General features: G+C 51.4%; 5 protein-coding genes. All 5 read left to right on the plus strand.

Annotated features, from left to right (window positions below):
- Positions 1–346 (plus strand): flagellin (locus MXE41_RS03740; RefSeq protein WP_281503537.1); only part of this gene is annotated, 346 nt, incomplete at its 5' end.
- Positions 347–1165: 819 nt separating this feature from the next.
- Positions 1166–2068: a flagellin gene (locus tag MXE41_RS03745; RefSeq protein ID WP_247099417.1), complete on the plus strand. Its 903-nt coding sequence runs from the start codon at positions 1166–1168 to the stop codon at positions 2066–2068.
- A gap of 30 nt (positions 2069–2098) precedes the next feature.
- Positions 2099–3001 carry a flagellin gene (locus tag MXE41_RS03750; RefSeq protein ID WP_247099418.1) on the plus strand — a complete coding sequence of 301 codons (903 nt, stop codon included), beginning with the start codon at positions 2099–2101 and terminating at the stop codon, positions 2999–3001.
- A gap of 533 nt (positions 3002–3534) precedes the next feature.
- Positions 3535–4449, plus strand: a complete 915-nt coding sequence (gene galU / locus MXE41_RS03755; RefSeq protein WP_247099419.1) for a UTP--glucose-1-phosphate uridylyltransferase GalU — start codon at positions 3535–3537, stop codon at positions 4447–4449.
- Positions 4450–5199: 750 nt separating this feature from the next.
- Positions 5200–17841 carry a UvrD-helicase domain-containing protein gene (locus MXE41_RS03760; protein ID WP_247099420.1) on the plus strand — a complete coding sequence of 4214 codons (12642 nt, stop codon included), beginning with the start codon at positions 5200–5202 and terminating at the stop codon, positions 17839–17841.
- Positions 17842–19101 lie beyond the last annotated feature (1260 nt).

Raw genomic sequence — 19101 nt, forward strand, 5'->3', positions numbered from 1 at the left:
TGGCGGTGGTGGTGCCGTCGGTGCCGTCTGGGACAAAGCCAAAGGCTTTACCCTCGCCACTGCCGACGACGCCAGCAATCTTATCGCTGCGGTTGATGCCGCTATTGCCAAGGTAGATGGACAGCGCGCAGGACTAGGTGCAATCCAGAACAGATTGGAGAGTTCCATCCGCAACCAGGCTAACGTTTCTGCCAACCAGGCCGATGCCCGCAGCAGAATTCGTGATGCAGACTTCGCCGAAGAGTCCGCAAACCTGTCTCAGCAGTCCATTATTCAGCAGGCTGCTACATCCATGCTTATGCAGGCCAACACCCGCCCACAGCTGGGTCTGTCCCTGCTGGGCTAATTCCTCCATAAGGAATACGGGCACTGACAGATCAGTTGCCTGATAGCAATACGCAAAATTTAAAGGCCTGAGTGCACAACGCGCTCAGGCCTTTTTCATATGTTTGAGCTCAGACTATCAGCCCTTGCACCTTGCACCTTACACCTTGCACCTGTAAATCATGCCAGAAATTGCGCTAATACCACAAAACACGAACCTGTCCGACATGTATACCTGTTTCATATCACGTGTTCGTAACTTAACTGACAAACTAGACAAGAAAAGAAAGAAAGATATTGTGCTTTATAAAACAAGTACGAGCTTAAACTCTCAGTATCTGACCCCCCAATCAACTTCAAATTCCATACCGCACAATTCCAGAATTTACTCTACAAAACATTATAATGCAGTAAAATTTGGACGGCTATGCCTCAGAATTTTGACGCGCCCGTCATAAATTATGAGTCAAATAGCTGGTATACAAGTAAAGCATATTTTCTTTTAGTTCTTATCAAGAAACAGCTTATTTATCTGAATCTGTCTACAGCAAAATACATTTATATGCCTATATTTGCGCGCATGACGCTGTATCTATTAGATACAATAAATCTTTATTTATAACTAACTTCACGTACAAGCGATTTATGATTGTTGAAAAACCATTCAATGGTGCGTTTCCCTAAGCTGACAGACAAACAATATAACTTTCCCATGCTGTGTAAACGCTATCACTGATAACGTACCAACAAGGCCTGCTGCGTACACCGTGCAGACAAATGTCGCCAGCTGCCTTTGAAAGCCTATTTCAGGGATAAATAAGTAAAGAATACGAGGTTCATCATGGCAGTTTATGTCAATACAAATATAAGTTCACTTAACGGTCGCCGCTATCTCAACAACGTCCAGAATCAGCTTACGACCACATACCAGCGCCTCAGTTCAGGCCTGAGAATTAACAGTGCAAAGGATGACGCAGCAGGTCTGCAGATTTCCTCACGCCTGACTACCCAGATTAATGGCCTCAACCAGGGCAACCGCAACAGCTCCGACGGTATCGCTCTTGCCCAGACCATCGAAGGCGGCATGGACGAGATCAGTGGCATGCTGCAGAAGGTACGCACTCTGGCTGTTCAGGCCAAGAACGGTACCAACACTGCTGAAGATCGTAAGGCTCTGAACAAGGAAGCCACCTCCTTAATGACAGAGATCAACCGTATTGCCTCCCAGACAACTTTCGGTGGCAAGACCGTTCTGGACGGCGGCGGTACCGCTAATGACATCTACAGCACCGGCGGTGCCAAGAATACCGGCAAGATGACACTTCAGGTTGGTGCAAATAAGGGCGATACCATTGAGTTCACTGTAAACTCAATGCGTCTTTCTGCCATGGCTGCTATTGCTAATGTTACTTTTGGTGACATCTGGGATGCTAATAAATCTACTGCTCTGTTAAGCGATGCCACTAAGATTGATGGCATCATTGAGGGTATGGATAAGCTGATTGCAGCTGTTGATGGTCAGCGTGCTGGACTTGGCGCTTTACAAAACAGGCTGGAGAGCTCAATTCGCAACCAGGCCAACGTTTCTGCCAACCAGGCTGATGCCCGCTCACGTATTCGTGACGCAGACTTCGCCGAAGAGTCTGCCAACCTGAGCCAGCAGTCCATCATTCAGCAGGCTGCCACCTCCATGCTCATGCAGGCTAACACCCGTCCACAGCTTGGTCTGTCCCTGCTCGGCTAATACAGTCCAGATTGTAATAAGGATTTCAAAATGGCAGTTTATGTTAATACAAATATAAGTTCACTTAACGGTCGCCGCTATCTTAACAACGTTCAGAATCAGCTTACGACCACCTACCAGCGCCTCAGTTCAGGCCTGAGAATTAACAGTGCCAAGGATGACGCTGCAGGTCTGCAGATTTCCTCACGCCTCACTACCCAGATTAATGGTCTGAACCAGGGCAACCGCAACAGCTCCGACGGTATCGCTCTTGCCCAGACCATCGAAGGCGGCATGGACGAGATCAGCGGCATGCTGCAGAAGGTACGTACCCTGGCTGTTCAGGCCAAGAACGGTACCAACACCGATGAGGATCGTAAGGCTCTGAACAAGGAAGCCACCTCTTTAATAACAGAGATCAACCGTATTGCTTCCCAGACTACTTTCGGTGGCAAGACCGTTCTGGACGGCGGCGGCACCGATAAGGACATTTTCAGTGGCGGTGGTGCAGGTAAGCTTGGCACAATGACCTTACAGGTTGGTGCTAACAAGGGTGATACCATTGATTTCAAGGTTAACTCCATGCGCATTTCCGCAATGGCTGAATTAGCTGGTGTGACCTTAGCAAACGTCTGGAACAAAGATAAGTCTATCGCTCTGTTAAGTGATACTACCAAGATTGATGGCATCATCGAGGGCATGGACAAGCTGATTGCTGCTGTTGATGGTCAGCGTGCCGGACTAGGTGCTATACAGAACAGACTGGAGAGCTCAATTCGCAACCAGGCTAATGTTTCTGCCAACCAGGCTGACGCCCGCTCACGTATTCGTGACGCTGACTTCGCCGAAGAGTCTGCTAATCTGTCCCAGCAGAGCATCATTCAGCAGGCTGCCACCTCCATGCTCATGCAGGCTAATACCCGTCCACAGCTGGGTCTGTCCCTGCTCGGCTAACAGCCGCTATGGATATTCAGGTGCTGACCTGTCGGCTGCCTGAAATTTCCATAATTTTGCAAAAGGCCTGGATACCGCGTGTATTCAGGCCTTTTTCATATCAGTAAGTCTGGTGGATGCGCTGCAGATGCAGTTGCCAGTTCTTTATTTATGGCAGTCACAGCCTATCTGTGATAGTATGTATGCGATCGAAAGGGCGTGTTTAACGCCCAGTCACATATTTATCAGTCAGAACCGCGCTCTGCTGAGCCCGAGACTGACGGACGGACATCAGTAAAACACCGTCCGGGCATCTGTTGATGCCGTTCAAGGTTTGTAAGAACACAATCACTACGGTGCCGTACCTTATGGTCCGGTCTTAATCACTTGAGTACAAACGTTAGTCACCTCAGCTGTCAGATGTGCCGGGGTGAATCACAGGAAAAGCGAGGCGCCAAGGTCTCGCTTTTTTCTTATCTGGTCCTAATAAAACCCAGTGCCTGCATATGGCATAATGAATATGCTGAAATTTTTATCATCTGGTGGAGGCTGCTATGCCTGACATGAATTACGGCAATATCAAGTATGCTATTATCCCGGTTGCTGGACTGGGAACCCGACTGCTCCCTGCAACCAAGGCTATCCCAAAGGAAATGATGCCTCTGGTTGATCGCCCTCTGATCCAGTTTGTCGTAAATGAAGCTGTAGCTGCAGGCATAAAGAATATTGTTCTGGTAACTCACTCCTCCAAAAACGCTATCGAAAACCATTTCGATACCTCTTTCGAGCTTGAAGCCACTCTGGAAAAGCGTGTCAAGCGCCAGCTGCTTTCTGAAGTGCAGAATATCATCCCTAAGGATGTAACCATCATGCACGTCCGTCAGGGTGAAGCCAAAGGCCTTGCTCACGCCATCATGTGCGCCTATCCTATCGTCGGCAAAAATCCTTTTGCCGTACTGCTTCCTGATGTCATCATGGATTCAGTAGCCTCTGATCTGCACAAGGACAATCTGGCCGCCATGGTTAAGCGCTTTGAAGAGACAGGCGTTGCACAGATCATGGTCGAGCCGGTACCTCATGCTGATGTCGTATCCTACGGTATTGTCGACCTGGACGGCGCTGAACTGACCTCAGGCAAGGATGTTTCAATCAAGAGCATTATCGAAAAGCCTTCAGTAGATGAGGCTCCAAGCAACTATGCCGTTGCCGGTCGTTATGTACTACCTGCTGAAATCTGGCCACTGTTCCGTCGTACTCCTCTTGGAGCCGGCGGCGAGTTCCAGCTTACTGATACCATTGATCTTCTTATGAATATCGAAAATGTTCATGCTTATGCAGCTGTAGGTCACAGCCATGACTGTGGCAACAAGGAAGGCTACACCAAAACCTTTATCGAGGTTGCCCTGCGCCATCCTGATATCGGACCTAATATCGCCCGCTATATCAAAGAGCTGGCTGCCACTCTCTAAGAGCCGGCCGCAAGTTGTCAAAGCAGGCTGCGCCCGAGCCGCACACCCCCACTGTGTTAATCATGCCTGAGGCATGATGCCCGAATGTACGTAAGATAAAATCAGACTCTTAAGCTAAGCCACCTTCACGGTGGCTTTGGCGTTTGTGCATTGCAAAAATACCTGTCCTGACTGTCAGCTTATGGGGCAGTGGCTGCAGCCATGATACACTCATTCATACCATGAGCCGCGCTGCACTGACAGCACAGAACAGCCCGCTACTGGCAAATCAAGTCCAGTAATTGCTCAGAGCCCTTGCCAGAACTACATAAAGTTATGACCAGTAATAAGCATAATACCCGTCCTGATGTTTCTCATGCTGCAATTAAGGAAAACAATGCAGGCACTTCCATGCACGGTACTGCAAAGCGTAGTGCAAAGCGTAGTGCAGCTGGTCATCAGGACATGCATAAGCAAGAGAGCAATGGTAATGCAGTAAACGCTGCTCCCGCTCCTGTCGCTTTGCCAGCTGACAGGCAGAGCCAGCCTGCTGTGCAAGGTCGCGTCAGTCGCCTCAATGGGCAGTCGCATGGCCATGGCCAGCTGCAGGGCTCCCCTCAGCAGCAGGCGCCTGGATACCCTCAGGTTATGGGACAGTCCCAGCCTTATGGGAAGGCTCCCCCTTATGGGAAGACTCAGACTTTTGGACGAGATCAGGCTCAAACCGGGTCCCATGTTCAGGGACAAGCTCATATGCAAGGACGCCCTCATATGGCACCAGGCAATGGACAGTATCGCTCCAATGAGCCTGTGCCAGCATCATCTGGCACTATGGGTCCATCTGCTCTGTCAGGACATCCTGGCACTATGGGTCCATCTGCTCTGTCAGGACATCCTGGCACTATGGGCCCATCTGCTCTGTCAGGCCCCCATGGCGCCATGCAGCACCAGGCATTCAATCAGAGCGCCCGCCCATACCAGATGAACAGCGCACCTGACTCCATGCACAGCCAGCGCAGCAATGGCTATGGCCCTGGCAATGCTATGGGTCGTAATCAGGCCTCTGCAGCTCAAGGCTATATGCAGCAGCCGCAGCATCCGCAACAACATCCTCAGCATGCCCACTTCAATGCAGGTTATATGCAGGCACCTCAACAGGCCGGCAGTAAAGTGCAGCGCGTACCTGTAATGGCTCCCCAGTATCCACAGCATGCTAACTACCAGTATCCGGGCCAGAGCTCCCCTCATATCAGTCATCAGGACGTACCTCAGGATCAGGTAAATTATCAATCACAGCTTCAGCCTCCGTATGCACATCAGTCCATGCCTCAGCAGGGCAATGGTCAGAATTTCCATGCCCCTGCAACCTCTTCAGCCGCTCAAAATGCCCGTTCCCAGGGATACATACTCCCGCCTCAGGCACAGGCACAGCAATCCTCCCAGCCGACAGGTTCTCAAAATCATGCCAATGATGGCGCTTATGCATATGTAGCAGCTGGTGTTGAACAGGAACCTGACAGCAACGCCCTTATACCTCTTAGACAGACTGTGCAGGTTATAGACAGACTGCTCAAGCTCAGTGCTTCATCGTCAGCTGATGCGCTGCACAGTGCAGATACTTCAACTGAAGAAAGCTCCTCTAATGCTGATTACGAGTCATCAGGCTCATCTTATGATGACGATGCTTCTTCCATGACTGATGCCCAGGCAGGTGAGGATAATGAAGCTGCTTCACATGATGGTAAGGACTATGACTTAACAGGACCTGATAAGGAAGTTGCTCGAAGCGATGCGGAGCACAAAAGTGTTAACAGGAAGCTTCAGGTTCTCAATGAAGTAGCACTGACAGAAATGCAGCAGTGCCTTGATGAACACGAGCTGTTCCTGAGCCGCTTTGATAAGTCCCAGCAGCGCTACCTCATGGAAATTATGTCTGATGAGCAGCGCAACAGCATTCTTGCGCGCAATGACTGCTGTGGCGATCTGTTCATGGCAGCACTGCTCAATAAACTTAAAACCATAGCCAGCCTGACTCCTGAGGGTGTAGCACTGGTACATGTAACTGCTGCTTGCGATGGCCTCTCATATGCTCAGGCCAGGGCAGATGATGCTGGTGAGGGAGATGCAGATACTCGTGTCCTGCAGGTAAAGCTTGCCCACATCAATGGAGTGGAAAGCTCAGCTGATGAAGGCGGTGACAGTCTGTGCAGTAAGCCCTTTGATATTAAGGAGTTTACTGTTGAAACCGGGGCCTCCCTGCCAGCATCAGCTGCTCAGAAAACAACTGTGCTGGTCGGCTGCGACCTGCATGATTATCCTGAGCTGTGGAGCAACCTGAGCGGCGTTGACCTTATTGATCTCAATGAGCTTGAGTATCTTACTGAGCCTCACGGCAGTGCCCTGCATGCCGGAGTTGATGTTCAAAGTATCGCTGCCCTGGTGGGAGCTGCTCTTAATATCATCACAAGGCTGCCTGCCAGCGTTCAGGCAGTCGAACAAAGAGCTGCTTATGACAGGTCCACTGATGATTTCTCCCATGCTTCCACAGGTAAAGATGCAGGCACAGTTACTGACAGCGTGGTCGAGAGTTCTGATGCTGACGTGAGATTGTTTGCTGCACTGCACACCCGTCTTATAACCAGCATGATTTTCCTTGCCGCCTGCCTTTTTACCGGATCGTCTGCAAGCAAAAGCACAGCATCCAGGGCTGGAGCAGGCACAGCTGCATGTGCAGCTAAACATAGTGATACATGTACATATATTACTGAGCATAACAGGACAGTTAAAAAGCTTAACAGTCTGCGTTTTAATGCCATGACTGAGCTTAAAGAGCACCTTCCTGATGAGCTTGGTGAGTTTACTGATCTCATCTGTGATGGCGACAACCATGCCCTTGCAATGATGCTCTGGCAGCTTGGCTCTGCTCTGAGAGGACTTACACCAGATGGCAGCAGTCGTGGCCCTGCCATTGATGAGTGCATAAGCACCCTGATGACAGAGGGGGCTGCTGTACACGACATTCCTGCCGTGTCTGACGGTATTTCTGTGCCTGCTGAAATATCTGTACCTGTCGGCGCTGCTGCTTTTGCTCTTCCTGCAGTGCCTGGGCCTGAGGCCGTTGTTCCTGACAGCCCGGTACTGAGCTCCCTGCTGCAGTCATTCAAGCTGGCAGAACGCTTTAAGGATAATCCTGAGTCGGCTCTTAATGAGCTGTACAGACAGCTCGAGCACACTCTTGTCATCATGCCAGAGAGCCTCTATGGCAGCATGGGACGCATGGTGCTTATTACTCCTGTTACCGGCTGTGTGCCTGAGCCATACCAGGCCTCTTGCCCGGGAGCATGTGAGCATAACATCCATGGCAATGGCGCCGTGGGCACTGCTGATGTCAGCAGCGCTAAAGGTGCTGTGGGAGCATCTGATGTCAGCAGTGGTAATGGGGCTGTATGGCCTGAGTCAGGCTATATCAACAGTGATGCAGTACTTGAGTGGGGTGAGCATAATGCTCTGATTGCCTGGGCTCTTGCTTTATATGCCTGCAGCCGTGTCAGGAATTACTGCGCCCTTATTCCATCCACAGTGCGCAAGATCGCATCGCGCTTATCGCTTCCGGGAAGCGGCATCAACCTGCCTGAGAGCATTTTCACCACAGAGATGTCAGGCCGCAGCGACTTACTGCTGCCATCGGCTGACCCATGGTCAGACGGTGTAACTGTACTGTGCCGTCATGAGGGCATAAAGACAGCATCTGTCGAGCATCTGAGCGAGCTGCGCCTTGACCATGAAACCCTTGCCTCCAGCGATAATCTCATAGTGGTTGAAAGCTCAGCCATGCTGCTCAGCTCTGCCCTTAAGATTACCCCTCTGGCATCGCATGTCGATGTGTCCCTGTTTGCCCGCCTCTCTCTTGAGACCTCACTGCATCCGTCCAATATCAGTGAGCACTTCACTGTACTCAGCCCGGCTCAAAGTCGCGAGCTTGGCAAGTGGTGCGCAATCCATGGCCTGATACCAGCCTCACGCAAGAGCGAACACCTGATCATTACCCGTGATGATGCTCATCATCTGACCATCAGCTCACTGGAGCGCCCTTTCCCTCTGTCTGAGCTAATCATGATTTTTGAGGGCAAAACCCTCAATTTGCGTGTCGATGAGCGCTGCTTTCCCTCCATGCCACAGCTGCATGACACTGCCCTGGCATGCGCCTCAGCGGCCAGCCCTGCTATTACTGATACAGTTGCCAGCCATGCCTCTAACGGTTCTGATACCAGCACAGACAGCATTGCCGTTGATGACGCTGCCGGTGCCCGTGATGATGCTGCAGGTGGCATTGCTGCCCTGGCTGCAGATGCTGGCGCTGCAGGTGGCGTTGCTGCCCTGACTGCAGATGCTGGAGCTGCAAACACAGCTGCGAAGGGCTGTCAGGCAAACACTCTGGTGCTGGTCCGTTCACGCGCAGCCAATGAGGGCACGATAAGCACTGAGAGCATAATGAATATGCTCCCTGATGATCAGTACCTGCTGCGCGATCAGTACAGCCTGAAAATGCTGCCTTACTACTGGGCCTCCCAGGTAAAGCTGGTAAGCCAGCTTTGTGCCCGTCCTGAGCTTAAGGACGCCGGGCGCATTATCTACCTCATTGCCGCTGACAATGACATAAGTCAGGTTCAGGCCATGACTGATGCCCTGTCCCTTAACGTTCAGGTGCGCTCTCTTACCCGTCTTATCAGCAGTGACCATGAGCTGCTGGCTCTTGCCTGGCAATGCCGCAGGGAGCGCTGCGCCATTATTGTCGACAACCTTGGCTCTTACGAAACCCGTACCCTGCTGGGAATCATACGTGAGCACAACTTCCTGTCATCATCAGATGCTGACATTGATTCCATCAGTTCTGCCATTAACCTGCGTGCCGGCTCATCTGCCGCATCCTGTGCTCCTGCCGGCCAGCCATGCTTTAAGGGACATATTCAGGCAAGCCACTTCTTTCCGGGACTTTACAGTCGCGGACTGCACAGCCTCTGTCTAAAGTACGAAGCCCTTACAGGCAATATGGCCAGAACAGCTCCAGACAGCTCACAGCCGGACTGGAAATGCAGTCATGCTGCATCTTTGGCTTTTTATGGCGGTGATGATGATGTGACCGGCATGCTCCTGGAGGGTCTGATGAGTATGTTCCGTCAGGCCTGCCTTGCTCTTGCAGGCGGCGATGGCTCACTTGCCCGTGCTGATTTTTACTGTATCGACCCTGACCTTTGCGCCGGATATGGCGGCCAGAGCTACGGCGGTGATGCCACTGCAGCCAATATCTTCAATACCGTAAGCCAGGCTGCGCGCACAGTCAGCTCAGTATCTGACGTTCCTGCAGTTGTGCCTGCCAGCCTCAGAATGGACCTTGAGTTCTTCGCAAATGATGCTGACAGAGATGCCATGCTGGCCTTAAGTAGCCGCTACTTCAGCAGCGCCGGTTACGAAATCTCCGATGCTCTTGCCACCCTCAGTCAGCTCGAAGCCATGCACGGATTTATTCAGCAGACTGACCATGCTGCAGCTGCCACAGCATCTGCAGCAGCAACATCAGCCTCCTCAGCTGCAGCTGAAGCTGCTCAGGCTGATGAAGCTTCAGCTGGAGCCATGACATCCTCAAGGGCCGGCCGAGCAGGCGCCCATGACGGCTGGGGATATGGTAAGGGCAGTGGTCATGACTATGGCACGGGCTCTGACCATGGCCAGTGGCAGAACCATAGCCAGAACATGAAGGGGCGTGATGGTCATGAGGTGGAGCTGCTGTCAGAGCGCAAATGGAGAAATCTGCTTGATTTGCTCGACAAAGATACGCCTGATGGCAGGCTCGCCATGAACATTGCCATGCGTGAGATTTCCGAGCGCTTTATTGATGGCAATGAGTGGCGTGATTATCAGAAAACCGCCCTGCCTGCCATTATCAGACATGATCATGACTGCCTGATTTCCATTCCTACAGGCGGTGGCAAGTCTGTACTCTTCCAGGGACCATCCCTGTTCAGATCCCGCTACAGCGGGCGTCTGAGCATTGTTATTTCCCCGCTTAAAGCCCTGATTCTCGATCAGGTGCTCTCTTTGCGCGCCCGAGGCTTTGATAATGTCGATTACATATCCTCAGACCGTATGCAGCATGAAAACATTCAGTGCCTGAATGCTCTGCGCAATGGCCGTCTGCAGCTGCTGTATGTAACTCCCGAGCGCTTTCGCAGCCGCAGCTTTTTCCAGGATCTGTATGAGCGTCTGCGCCGCGATGGCGGTGGTGAGTACATGATTTTTGATGAAGCTCACTGTATTTCCCAGTGGGGTAAGTCATTCCGCCCTGATTATATTTTTGCTGCCTGGGTATGCTCTGAGCTGCGCAAGAAATTCCCTGTTACCAGCATTATGTGCTCTGCCACCATGACCAGACAGGTGGTAAAGGATCTCAAGAACTATCTTACTGACCCGGTAATGCTCGGTGTCGGCAATGAAAGCTACAACCCGATACGCGATCATATTGCTCTGCAGATGGAGCATGTAGCTTGTGACGAAGATTCACGCCTCAATGCTGTACTGCAGTTTATCAGCCGCAACAGGATAGACTTCCGTAAAAGTCGCCTTATTATCTTCTGCCGCACCCGTAATCAGTGCCGAAAACTGGCCCTGGAGCTTAACAAAGCTGCCAATGCTCACCGCTTCATGAAGGCCAATTCGATAACAGCTGCCAGGGCCAGTTCCTTAACTGCAGGCCAGGTCGTCCCTGTAACATCAACAGATCATTTAACAGGCATATCAGCTGAAAATCGAGATAAATATGGTGCCGGCACCGCCTTTACCTCTGTCCATAATGTGGAGAAGACTGGCCCTGACGCTGCCAGCACCGATAAGGGAATTATCTCTGCAGATGAGTTTGCTTCCGAAAGTGCCGACAGTATTGTCCACATCGAGCATGACTACAGCAATCCGCTGAGAGAAAGTCAGGACAGCGATGACAGTTATGACCCCATTGCTCAAATGGCAGGTCACGTTGACTTTTTCCATGCCGGTCTTGATACCAAAGAGCGCAAGGACCGCTTTGAGCGCTTCAAAATAAGCAATGAGGATGCTCAGAAACTCGAAGAAGAGAGTCTGGAGGCCACCCGCGAGAAATTCCTTCTCAAGGAGCTGTCGGGCATGGAAAATATCGACAGCAATGATATCAGGCGCATCAGAGAACTGATTTATATCGAGTCACTGCAAGAGCAGCAGAAGGATTCTGTTACCTGCTCCCAGGGACAGATCTATATTCTGTGCGCCACCAATGCCTTTGGCATGGGCATGGATATCCCTAATATTCACTACGTACTGCATCTGTCTCCGCCATCAGTGTTTGAAAACTACCTGCAGGAGGTTGGCCGTGCCGGTCGTGACCTCAGGATGTATAACTCCACCTTCCCTGATGGCCGTAAGCTGCCTGCCTGCTGTTTCTATGACAGTAAGGACTTTGATAATGATGCAGCATACCTGAGCAAGAGTCTTATTGGCTGGAGTGATCTGGTCCACTCCGAGCTGCTGATTCGCTCCTATATCTGTAAATTCATGACCCTCAGGGAGTCCATTACTCAGCCGGTAGCTGTGCCTGCTGATGTTCTGTCACGCTCTCAGACAGAAATACTTCTGCCTCCGCCAACTCATATTGAAAGCGAACGTGATCAGGTAAAAGAGCGCCTTATCCTGTTTTACCTTGAGCATCTTGGCCGTATCAGGGTCCAGTTCCGCACTATGGTGCCTTTTGCTGTCAGGTTTAACAGCAGCGTGGTTCGTGACTTTATCCGCACCTTTAAGGCTCAGTCTCTCAAAAATACTGTTGTCAGCAGGGTGCAGCTGGTCTATGGCACTGCAGGTGACGACGAGCGCAGCTATGTCCTGACATCATCAGGCCGCGTCATTGACGGCCCCGCAGATACACCATCCAGTGCAGACACTGATACAGAGCTCTCCTGCGATACCGATCATGCCCAAAGCAGCGCCGCGTCCCGTGATATCCATGCTGGCCATGACGGCGGCAAGGGCAGTGCTGGCGATGACATGCCTGACTCAAAGGACAGTAGTGCTTTACATAATGTCAAGGACAGCATTGATTCAGTCATGGCTATGGGCAGTGATTTTGCCCTGGGCACTGCTACCTCAGGAGAATCTGCTCCAGATGAAATGCTTCAGCTTGACAGCGGCAATAAGACCTTAACCTACGCCCTTATGATCTGTGAGGATCTGCTTGCAGATGAGCATAATCAGAAGATCAAAAATCTGCAAAAACAGGAATTGCCTTATTTTGCTGCAGCTTCAGCTGACAGAGACAACAGCCCAGATGGTGAGGAGATCACTGCAGCCCGGCTTGTCATGGCCGGTACTCATGCATTTGATTATGAGCACTTTGCCAGATCCAACCGTATCAGCAATAAAGACGTGATCAATGTTCTGCTTGAGCTGACCAGACGCAACATCATCGAAGTCAGCTCCAGCTTCAGAATGGATGGCCCTGTCTCCGTAAATCCTGAAATCAGCTGGTTTTGCCAGATGGAAAGGGATAAGCAAAGAATACCGGAAAGTGCAGTCGAGCTCGTACGCTTTATGCCAACTCTGGGAGTTACCCTTTTAATTGCCCGTGAGCTGCTTGATGAAGCATGGCGCCATGGCCAGTATGTGCATCATAAAATGTTTATGGAGGGCGGAGATGATACCTTTGATCTCACAGCTCAGTACAGCTCACAGCAGGACAGCTCTGCAAGTGGCAGTGAGCATTCGCCTTCAGCAAGCTCTTCTTTGAGTGAGGCAAAGAACACAGGCCCTGCTGGCACTAATGAGTTTACAGATGAAATTTATGAACGCATCAGCAAAGGTGATGAACGTCGTCGCAACCGTAACAGACGAAAATCTGCCATGTTTTTGCGTATCGGCAGACAAAACATTTCGCAAAGGATCAAACAGATTCTCAAAGAGCAGATCAAGCCTTACTGTCATACGGTTGAAATTACTGAAAAAATCAAAGCTCACAGCGTGGAAACTGTCACCACCCGCAAAGTACTGTTTATGCCATGGTATCAGGGCAATCCGCGCCAGAGCAACATGATGGCCAGCGCCTGGCTTGAAAAGGCCACCCCGCTGATCATAGCCGGCATATTCCGTATCTGTTCCTGGATGCCAGGAGCTGTGATGCGCTATGACACAAGACTGTATGGCTCAATCAATGAAGCTCAGAGCTTCAGCCTGAGTGCCGGCCTGCGCTCCTACCATCTTATCCTTGATGTTCTTGAGGAGGATTTGCCACGCCTGCTCGACTTTGCTTACACCGACTTTAACAGCACCTGTGAAATTCAAATGATGCTTAAGCGAAGGGCAGCCACGATCACATCTCTAAACAGCTCCATGAGCTCCATGAGCTTCATGAGCTCCATGGGCACCAGGGGCATTAATATACTGCCTCCTGACTCAGGCGAAGCTGCCTCTGCTCAGGCCCCTTATGATGAGGCTGCCAAACTGTCTGAATCCTTCAGCTGGTTTAACAACTGGTTCAAGGTTATTGATCGCCTCGGACTAATGCACCCTGATGCAAAGGATATAAGCAACAGATATCAGCTGCATAACAGCCGCAGCGATTTTGAAAATCTCTACGGTCAAAGCGATGGCAGGCTCTATGGCTACGGTTACTTCTACTTTGCTCTTGAGCTGCTGCGCACCATGCGCCTGATAACGTATACAGGTCTTCTCAGTCAGGGCTATGAAATCTTTCTGGGCAAAGATGCTCTGCCGCCTCTTGATAATGCCACTGACAGTAATTCAATTTACTATGAGGTACGTAACGGTTTTGAAGAAACTGCACGTATGGCTACTGCGCGCCTTATGATCATGAGGGTTTTCTGCACTGAGGTAAGGCCTGAGGATCGCAGCTCCTTTATTGAGAACTTCTTCCGCATCAGAAATTACAAGGACTATGTAACCCTGCTGTCCAATTTCTCAGGACCAGACTCAACAGTTCTGCAGTATCTCAATGCTCAGGCCCTTAAAAAAGCCGAGAGCATGATGGAGGACAACGAAGAGCAGTGGGAGGTCTATACCAGCAGTCTTGACCGTCACATCAATGTGCTGGCCGGCCCTGGTTCGGGCAAAACTCATGTGCTGACCATGAAGGTGGCACGTCTGGTAGTGATTGATCATATTGACCCGCACAACATCATGGTGCTGGCCTATAACAGAGCTGTGGTCACCGAACTGAAGACGCGCCTGAACAGCCTTTTTGCCAGCCTGGGCATGGGCCGCATTGCTCACCTCATTGCCATTTATACCTTCCATGGTCTGGCCCGCTACTGCCTGCGCGATCGTCTTAATGATGTTGAGGCCAGATGGTGGGAGCAGGTGCTGCTGCACAGCGTAAGAACTGAGCCTCAGCTCTTTACCTCGCTCTTCCCTAAGCTCGAGTTCATCATGATTGATGAGTTCCAGGACATTACCTTTACGCGTCTTGATTTCCTGCTTAATCTCACGCGCAACTACCCACGCCTGCGCTTTTTCACCATTGGCGATATCAATCAGAGTATCTACGGCTTTGATCGCGTCAATGGCGCCCTGCCTCAGGAGTTTCTGAGCATGGCAAGGGCCGGCTCTGATGGCTCCATTGCAGCCCTGCATCTTAATTTAAAGCCGACCTCAGCCTCTGACCATCAGGACAGCAGCGATCAGGATGACGGGGATAAACTCAATGACAGGTTTGCACGGCGCCATGATCACAGATCAGGCCATGAAACCCGCTATGCCGGCAGCGGCCATGGCTTTGACAGCTATGAGGATGCTGTTGACGATGAATATGAGTCCGATGATGAGGAGCTGCAGCCAGACAGCCCTGCTCAGCACAGCCACGCTGCCGCCTCAGCTGGCGGCGTAGCCGCAGCTGCCGCCGCCGCACCATTTTATGCTGCCGCTGCTGCAGCCAGCTACGCAGTACTGGCACCGGGCCAGGCTTTGACCAGATCCGGTGGTGATGCCCACAACAGCACTATGAGCCCGGCAGAGTATGCTCTGGCAGTCAGTCCCGAGCCATATTACAACTGGATGGGCAGCATCTTAAGACCAAAGACCATGACTCTGTCCAGGAACTACCGCTCATTCCAGAAGATTCTGGACCTGGCAGCGCACTTCCTGTCAGACCGTACTTTCCTGCCTGTCAGCTCTCCTGATTTTGAGCAATATGCCCCTGAGACTGACTATGCACGCATCTTTGACTGCCGTGTAAAAGGCAACGCAGATCTCTCCCCAGCCAGCCAGGACAAAGACACGCAGGACACCCCGGCCAGGACCAGGGCTGCTGCAGACGCCGCCGCCGCACCTGACGCCGCCCCAGGCTCTGACTCTGCCGCCGCCCCTGGCTCTGAATCTTCCCAAGGCTCTGCCTGTGAGCATGCCGCGTCAGATGCCGCGTCAGATGCAGCGCAAAATGCCAATGCCCTCCAGGCAGATCAGGTCAGCGGCACTGACAGCAGCTGCCGCTCAGATAACCCGCTGTCGCTGCTGCGCCAGCATCTGCCTGGTATGCTCAGCTTTGCCCTGGATGAAAACCGCAAAATAATGCAGCTGTTTGAACAGGAGATCAATAAGCATAATAACCAGCTGCAAAACAATATGGACAGTGCCCCGGCAAACAGTGCCGACAGCCGTTCAGACAGCAGTTCTGCCCGTAAGGCTCCTGACCATGCAACCAGAAAGGCTAACGCCCCTGGCAATAGCAAGGGCAAGGGCAAGAGCCAGGGCAAGAGCCAGGGCAAGGGCCAGAGCCTTGCTCAGGACAGGTCCCAGGTATCAGCCACGGACAGTGACGATACTGCAACAGACGGCCGCCTGAATCGCACATCTCTTGAAAAGCTTTTTGCCATGGCCGATGGTGACAGCTTTGAAAGATTTGACAGCTCCAGACTCAATACCATAGTCAAGCGACGCAGCATCAGAACTGTTGCCCTGTTCTTCAGAACCAATAATGAGGTTTATCAGGGCCTTGCCATGCTGCGCAATATGATGAAAGAGCATGGCAGCCTGCTGAGCAACTTTAATATCAGAATTCAGGGCTCCTCAGGCTGTCCTCTTGATCGTGAACGTGAGTTCTATGCTCTTATCAGATACTGTGACAGTCACAAAGGCCGCAACCTGATACTGGTTCCTGAACATGAAAACTTTATTGGCAATGAAATCAAAAAGGTGTGTCTTGACCTTATGTACAGCCATCCGATGTGGGATCACACAAGTATCGATATGGCCTGGTGCGTGGTGCTAAGCTACATTGAAATGGCCAGCAGCTCCTATAACAGCGGTTCACCTGCCACCATGGACAGTATGCGTGATTACATAACCGAGGTGCTCCATCAGGATCAGGGCGCGCAGATTTACCGTATCTACGATACCTACCGTGACGAGCGTCTTATCAGGGATGACAGACTGCAGCTGGTGCTGACCACCATGCACAAGGTCAAGGGCCTTGAGTTTGACATGGTGCTGATAAGTCCATCATCAGCATCACTGCCACTGTTTGAGCACAAAACAGTTGATAATCCTCAGGGATTCAAGCGCCGGAACTGGAGCTGCACCGAAGCTGCCCGTACTGCCTCAGCCATCTTTCCGCTCAGTGAAGATGAAAAGGCTGATCTTGCTGAGGAGCGCCGTCTTTATTACGTTGCCTATACCCGTGCCCGCAAATACCTCTATGCCTACAAGGGCGAACGTGAGTATGCCCTTGATGAGCAGCGCCGCTATATTGCCGATAACGGCGGTCAGATGCGCTTTGTCGACAGCGTCCCTGATCTGTCCAACTACCATCTGAGCTTTACGGCCATGAAGGACAATATAGCCATCAACGACTATCTGGACCGCTTTGTCAGCCGTAATGACGAGGTTACAGTGATTGCCCGCTCGGCACGCGATCCTGCAGCCTTCACAGCAGATCAGATCTACGGCCCTGACCAGGACGCCTGGATACCGGGCATGGCCACGACATTCAGTACTTCAGCTGCTCCAGGCTGCAATTTTGATATTGTTCATCGCAGTCCGGCTAATAACAACCTGCCTGTTGTCATTGGACGCCTGTCACGAAACAATCCTGTCGGCATTGCCATGGCCCGCACCCGCACTGTAGAGCTCCACGGTCTGTTTATCAGTAATATCGCCGCCTGGACCTTTGACGAAACAGTTGAGGGCGATTTGCGCCGCGCTGAAAAAAGCATGGCCCGGGGCATGAGAGCTCCCCGCTATCAGGACAGCTGGTGCCAGCAGGCACGCGATGCCGGCTTTATTTATGTAGTCATGCTCGCCGGCATGGGCACAGCCACAGTGCCACCTCAGCCTCAGCATCAGCCTCAGCTTTATCAGCCATCCAGTCTGCAGCACCGGCCATAGGCCACACACAGAGCCTGGCAGCCAGCAACCTGATTAAGGCCATGGCCATGTCATGCCCTGCACGGCCATGCATGACCTGGCCCGGCCTGGCCCGGAAAAGCAAAACTGGCCGGGACGGCATAACAAGTAAGAGCTTTAGCATGCCTGCAGGATTTGCTGACACTATGTTTCTCAATCAGGAATGACCATATGCCAAATAGCTGCAACAGTCATAATCCCGCTGCCTCCATAAGATGGCAGTGGGGCTCACGGCTGCCGTGATATGAACATTTGCAGTAATAATCCAAGTCTGCCACGAGACATCGCTTCGGCTGCCACCATAAGACGGCATTCAGGTTCCCATCAGCCGTGATTAGAAGTGTCAGTATTCGTCCCTGATTTGGACCTCAGGCTGAATATATGCGGGTGTGTTCTCTGAGGAGCTGTCTGCATGTGCAATGTTTGCAGACATTCGGCCTGAGGCGGGTATGCCTTCAGACCAGAATCACTGCACAATCGTCTCATGGGAGCCTGGCATTAAGGGGCGAATCAGGTCAGATCTCTGTCAGCTCCTGGTCGGTTCAAGGTGATATCCTGGTCGGCATCCGGCCAGATCCTGGTCACAGTCCTGTCAGGTACATGTTGAAGACAGTAGCTTTGGCTAACTTTGCATAAGTTTTACTTATGCCAAAGTGTCAAATCAGGCCTTTTTCAATGCTTTTTACCCGTTTGTTTTTCCTTGCGCTCCGACTGGTACTGCCTTTGTGCTCCTGTAGAATGTGGCGGTATAGCTGACCTTGTCTGGTGGGATAAAAGGGCGTGTTTATCATATTTATCGGTAATAAAAGATTGATAAACCCGTGGTACGGATACAGAGCCATGAGCTGGTTATGTCCGGCCCTGGGGGATTTTTTTGGCTGTTATGGTTAAAATACCCTAAATTTTGTCATATTATTAAAGTGATTTTATTAAGTCATTAAATAAACTGGCAATGTTGTAACATGGCCGCTAAAGCGTTTTTGAGCACTTTTGCTGCCATTTTTCGGGCTTTTTTAGCGTTTTTGGTTACTTTTCAGCCCTTTTTTGACGATTTTTGACATTTTTGCTCCCTTTAATAAACAGCAAAAAGTCACAAATAAATATCCCCGGTGCGCGCCGTGCCTTTTGCGTGCGTTTTTGCTCCATGCCCATGCCGGAACTTCCTGACAGTTTTTTCTTTCACCTCAGTCCCGTCTCTTCCCATACCTGCGGGGATTTTACGCTCCACAAGCCGTGTCCGCA

This window comes from Anaerobiospirillum sp. NML120449, from assembly GCF_023051105.1.
In the GTDB taxonomy this organism is placed as follows: domain Bacteria; phylum Pseudomonadota; class Gammaproteobacteria; order Enterobacterales; family Succinivibrionaceae; genus Anaerobiospirillum.

Excerpts from the sequence above, each read along its gene's own strand:
- MXE41_RS03745 (WP_247099417.1), top strand. The coding sequence starts at position 1,166 with ATGGCAGTTTATGTCAATACAAATATAAGTTCACTTAACGGTCGCCGC.
- MXE41_RS03750 (WP_247099418.1), top strand. The coding sequence starts at position 2,099 with ATGGCAGTTTATGTTAATACAAATATAAGTTCACTTAACGGTCGCCGC.
- galU (WP_247099419.1), top strand. The coding sequence starts at position 3,535 with ATGCCTGACATGAATTACGGCAATATCAAGTATGCTATTATCCCGGTT.
- MXE41_RS03760 (WP_247099420.1), top strand. The coding sequence starts at position 5,200 with ATGGCACCAGGCAATGGACAGTATCGCTCCAATGAGCCTGTGCCAGCA.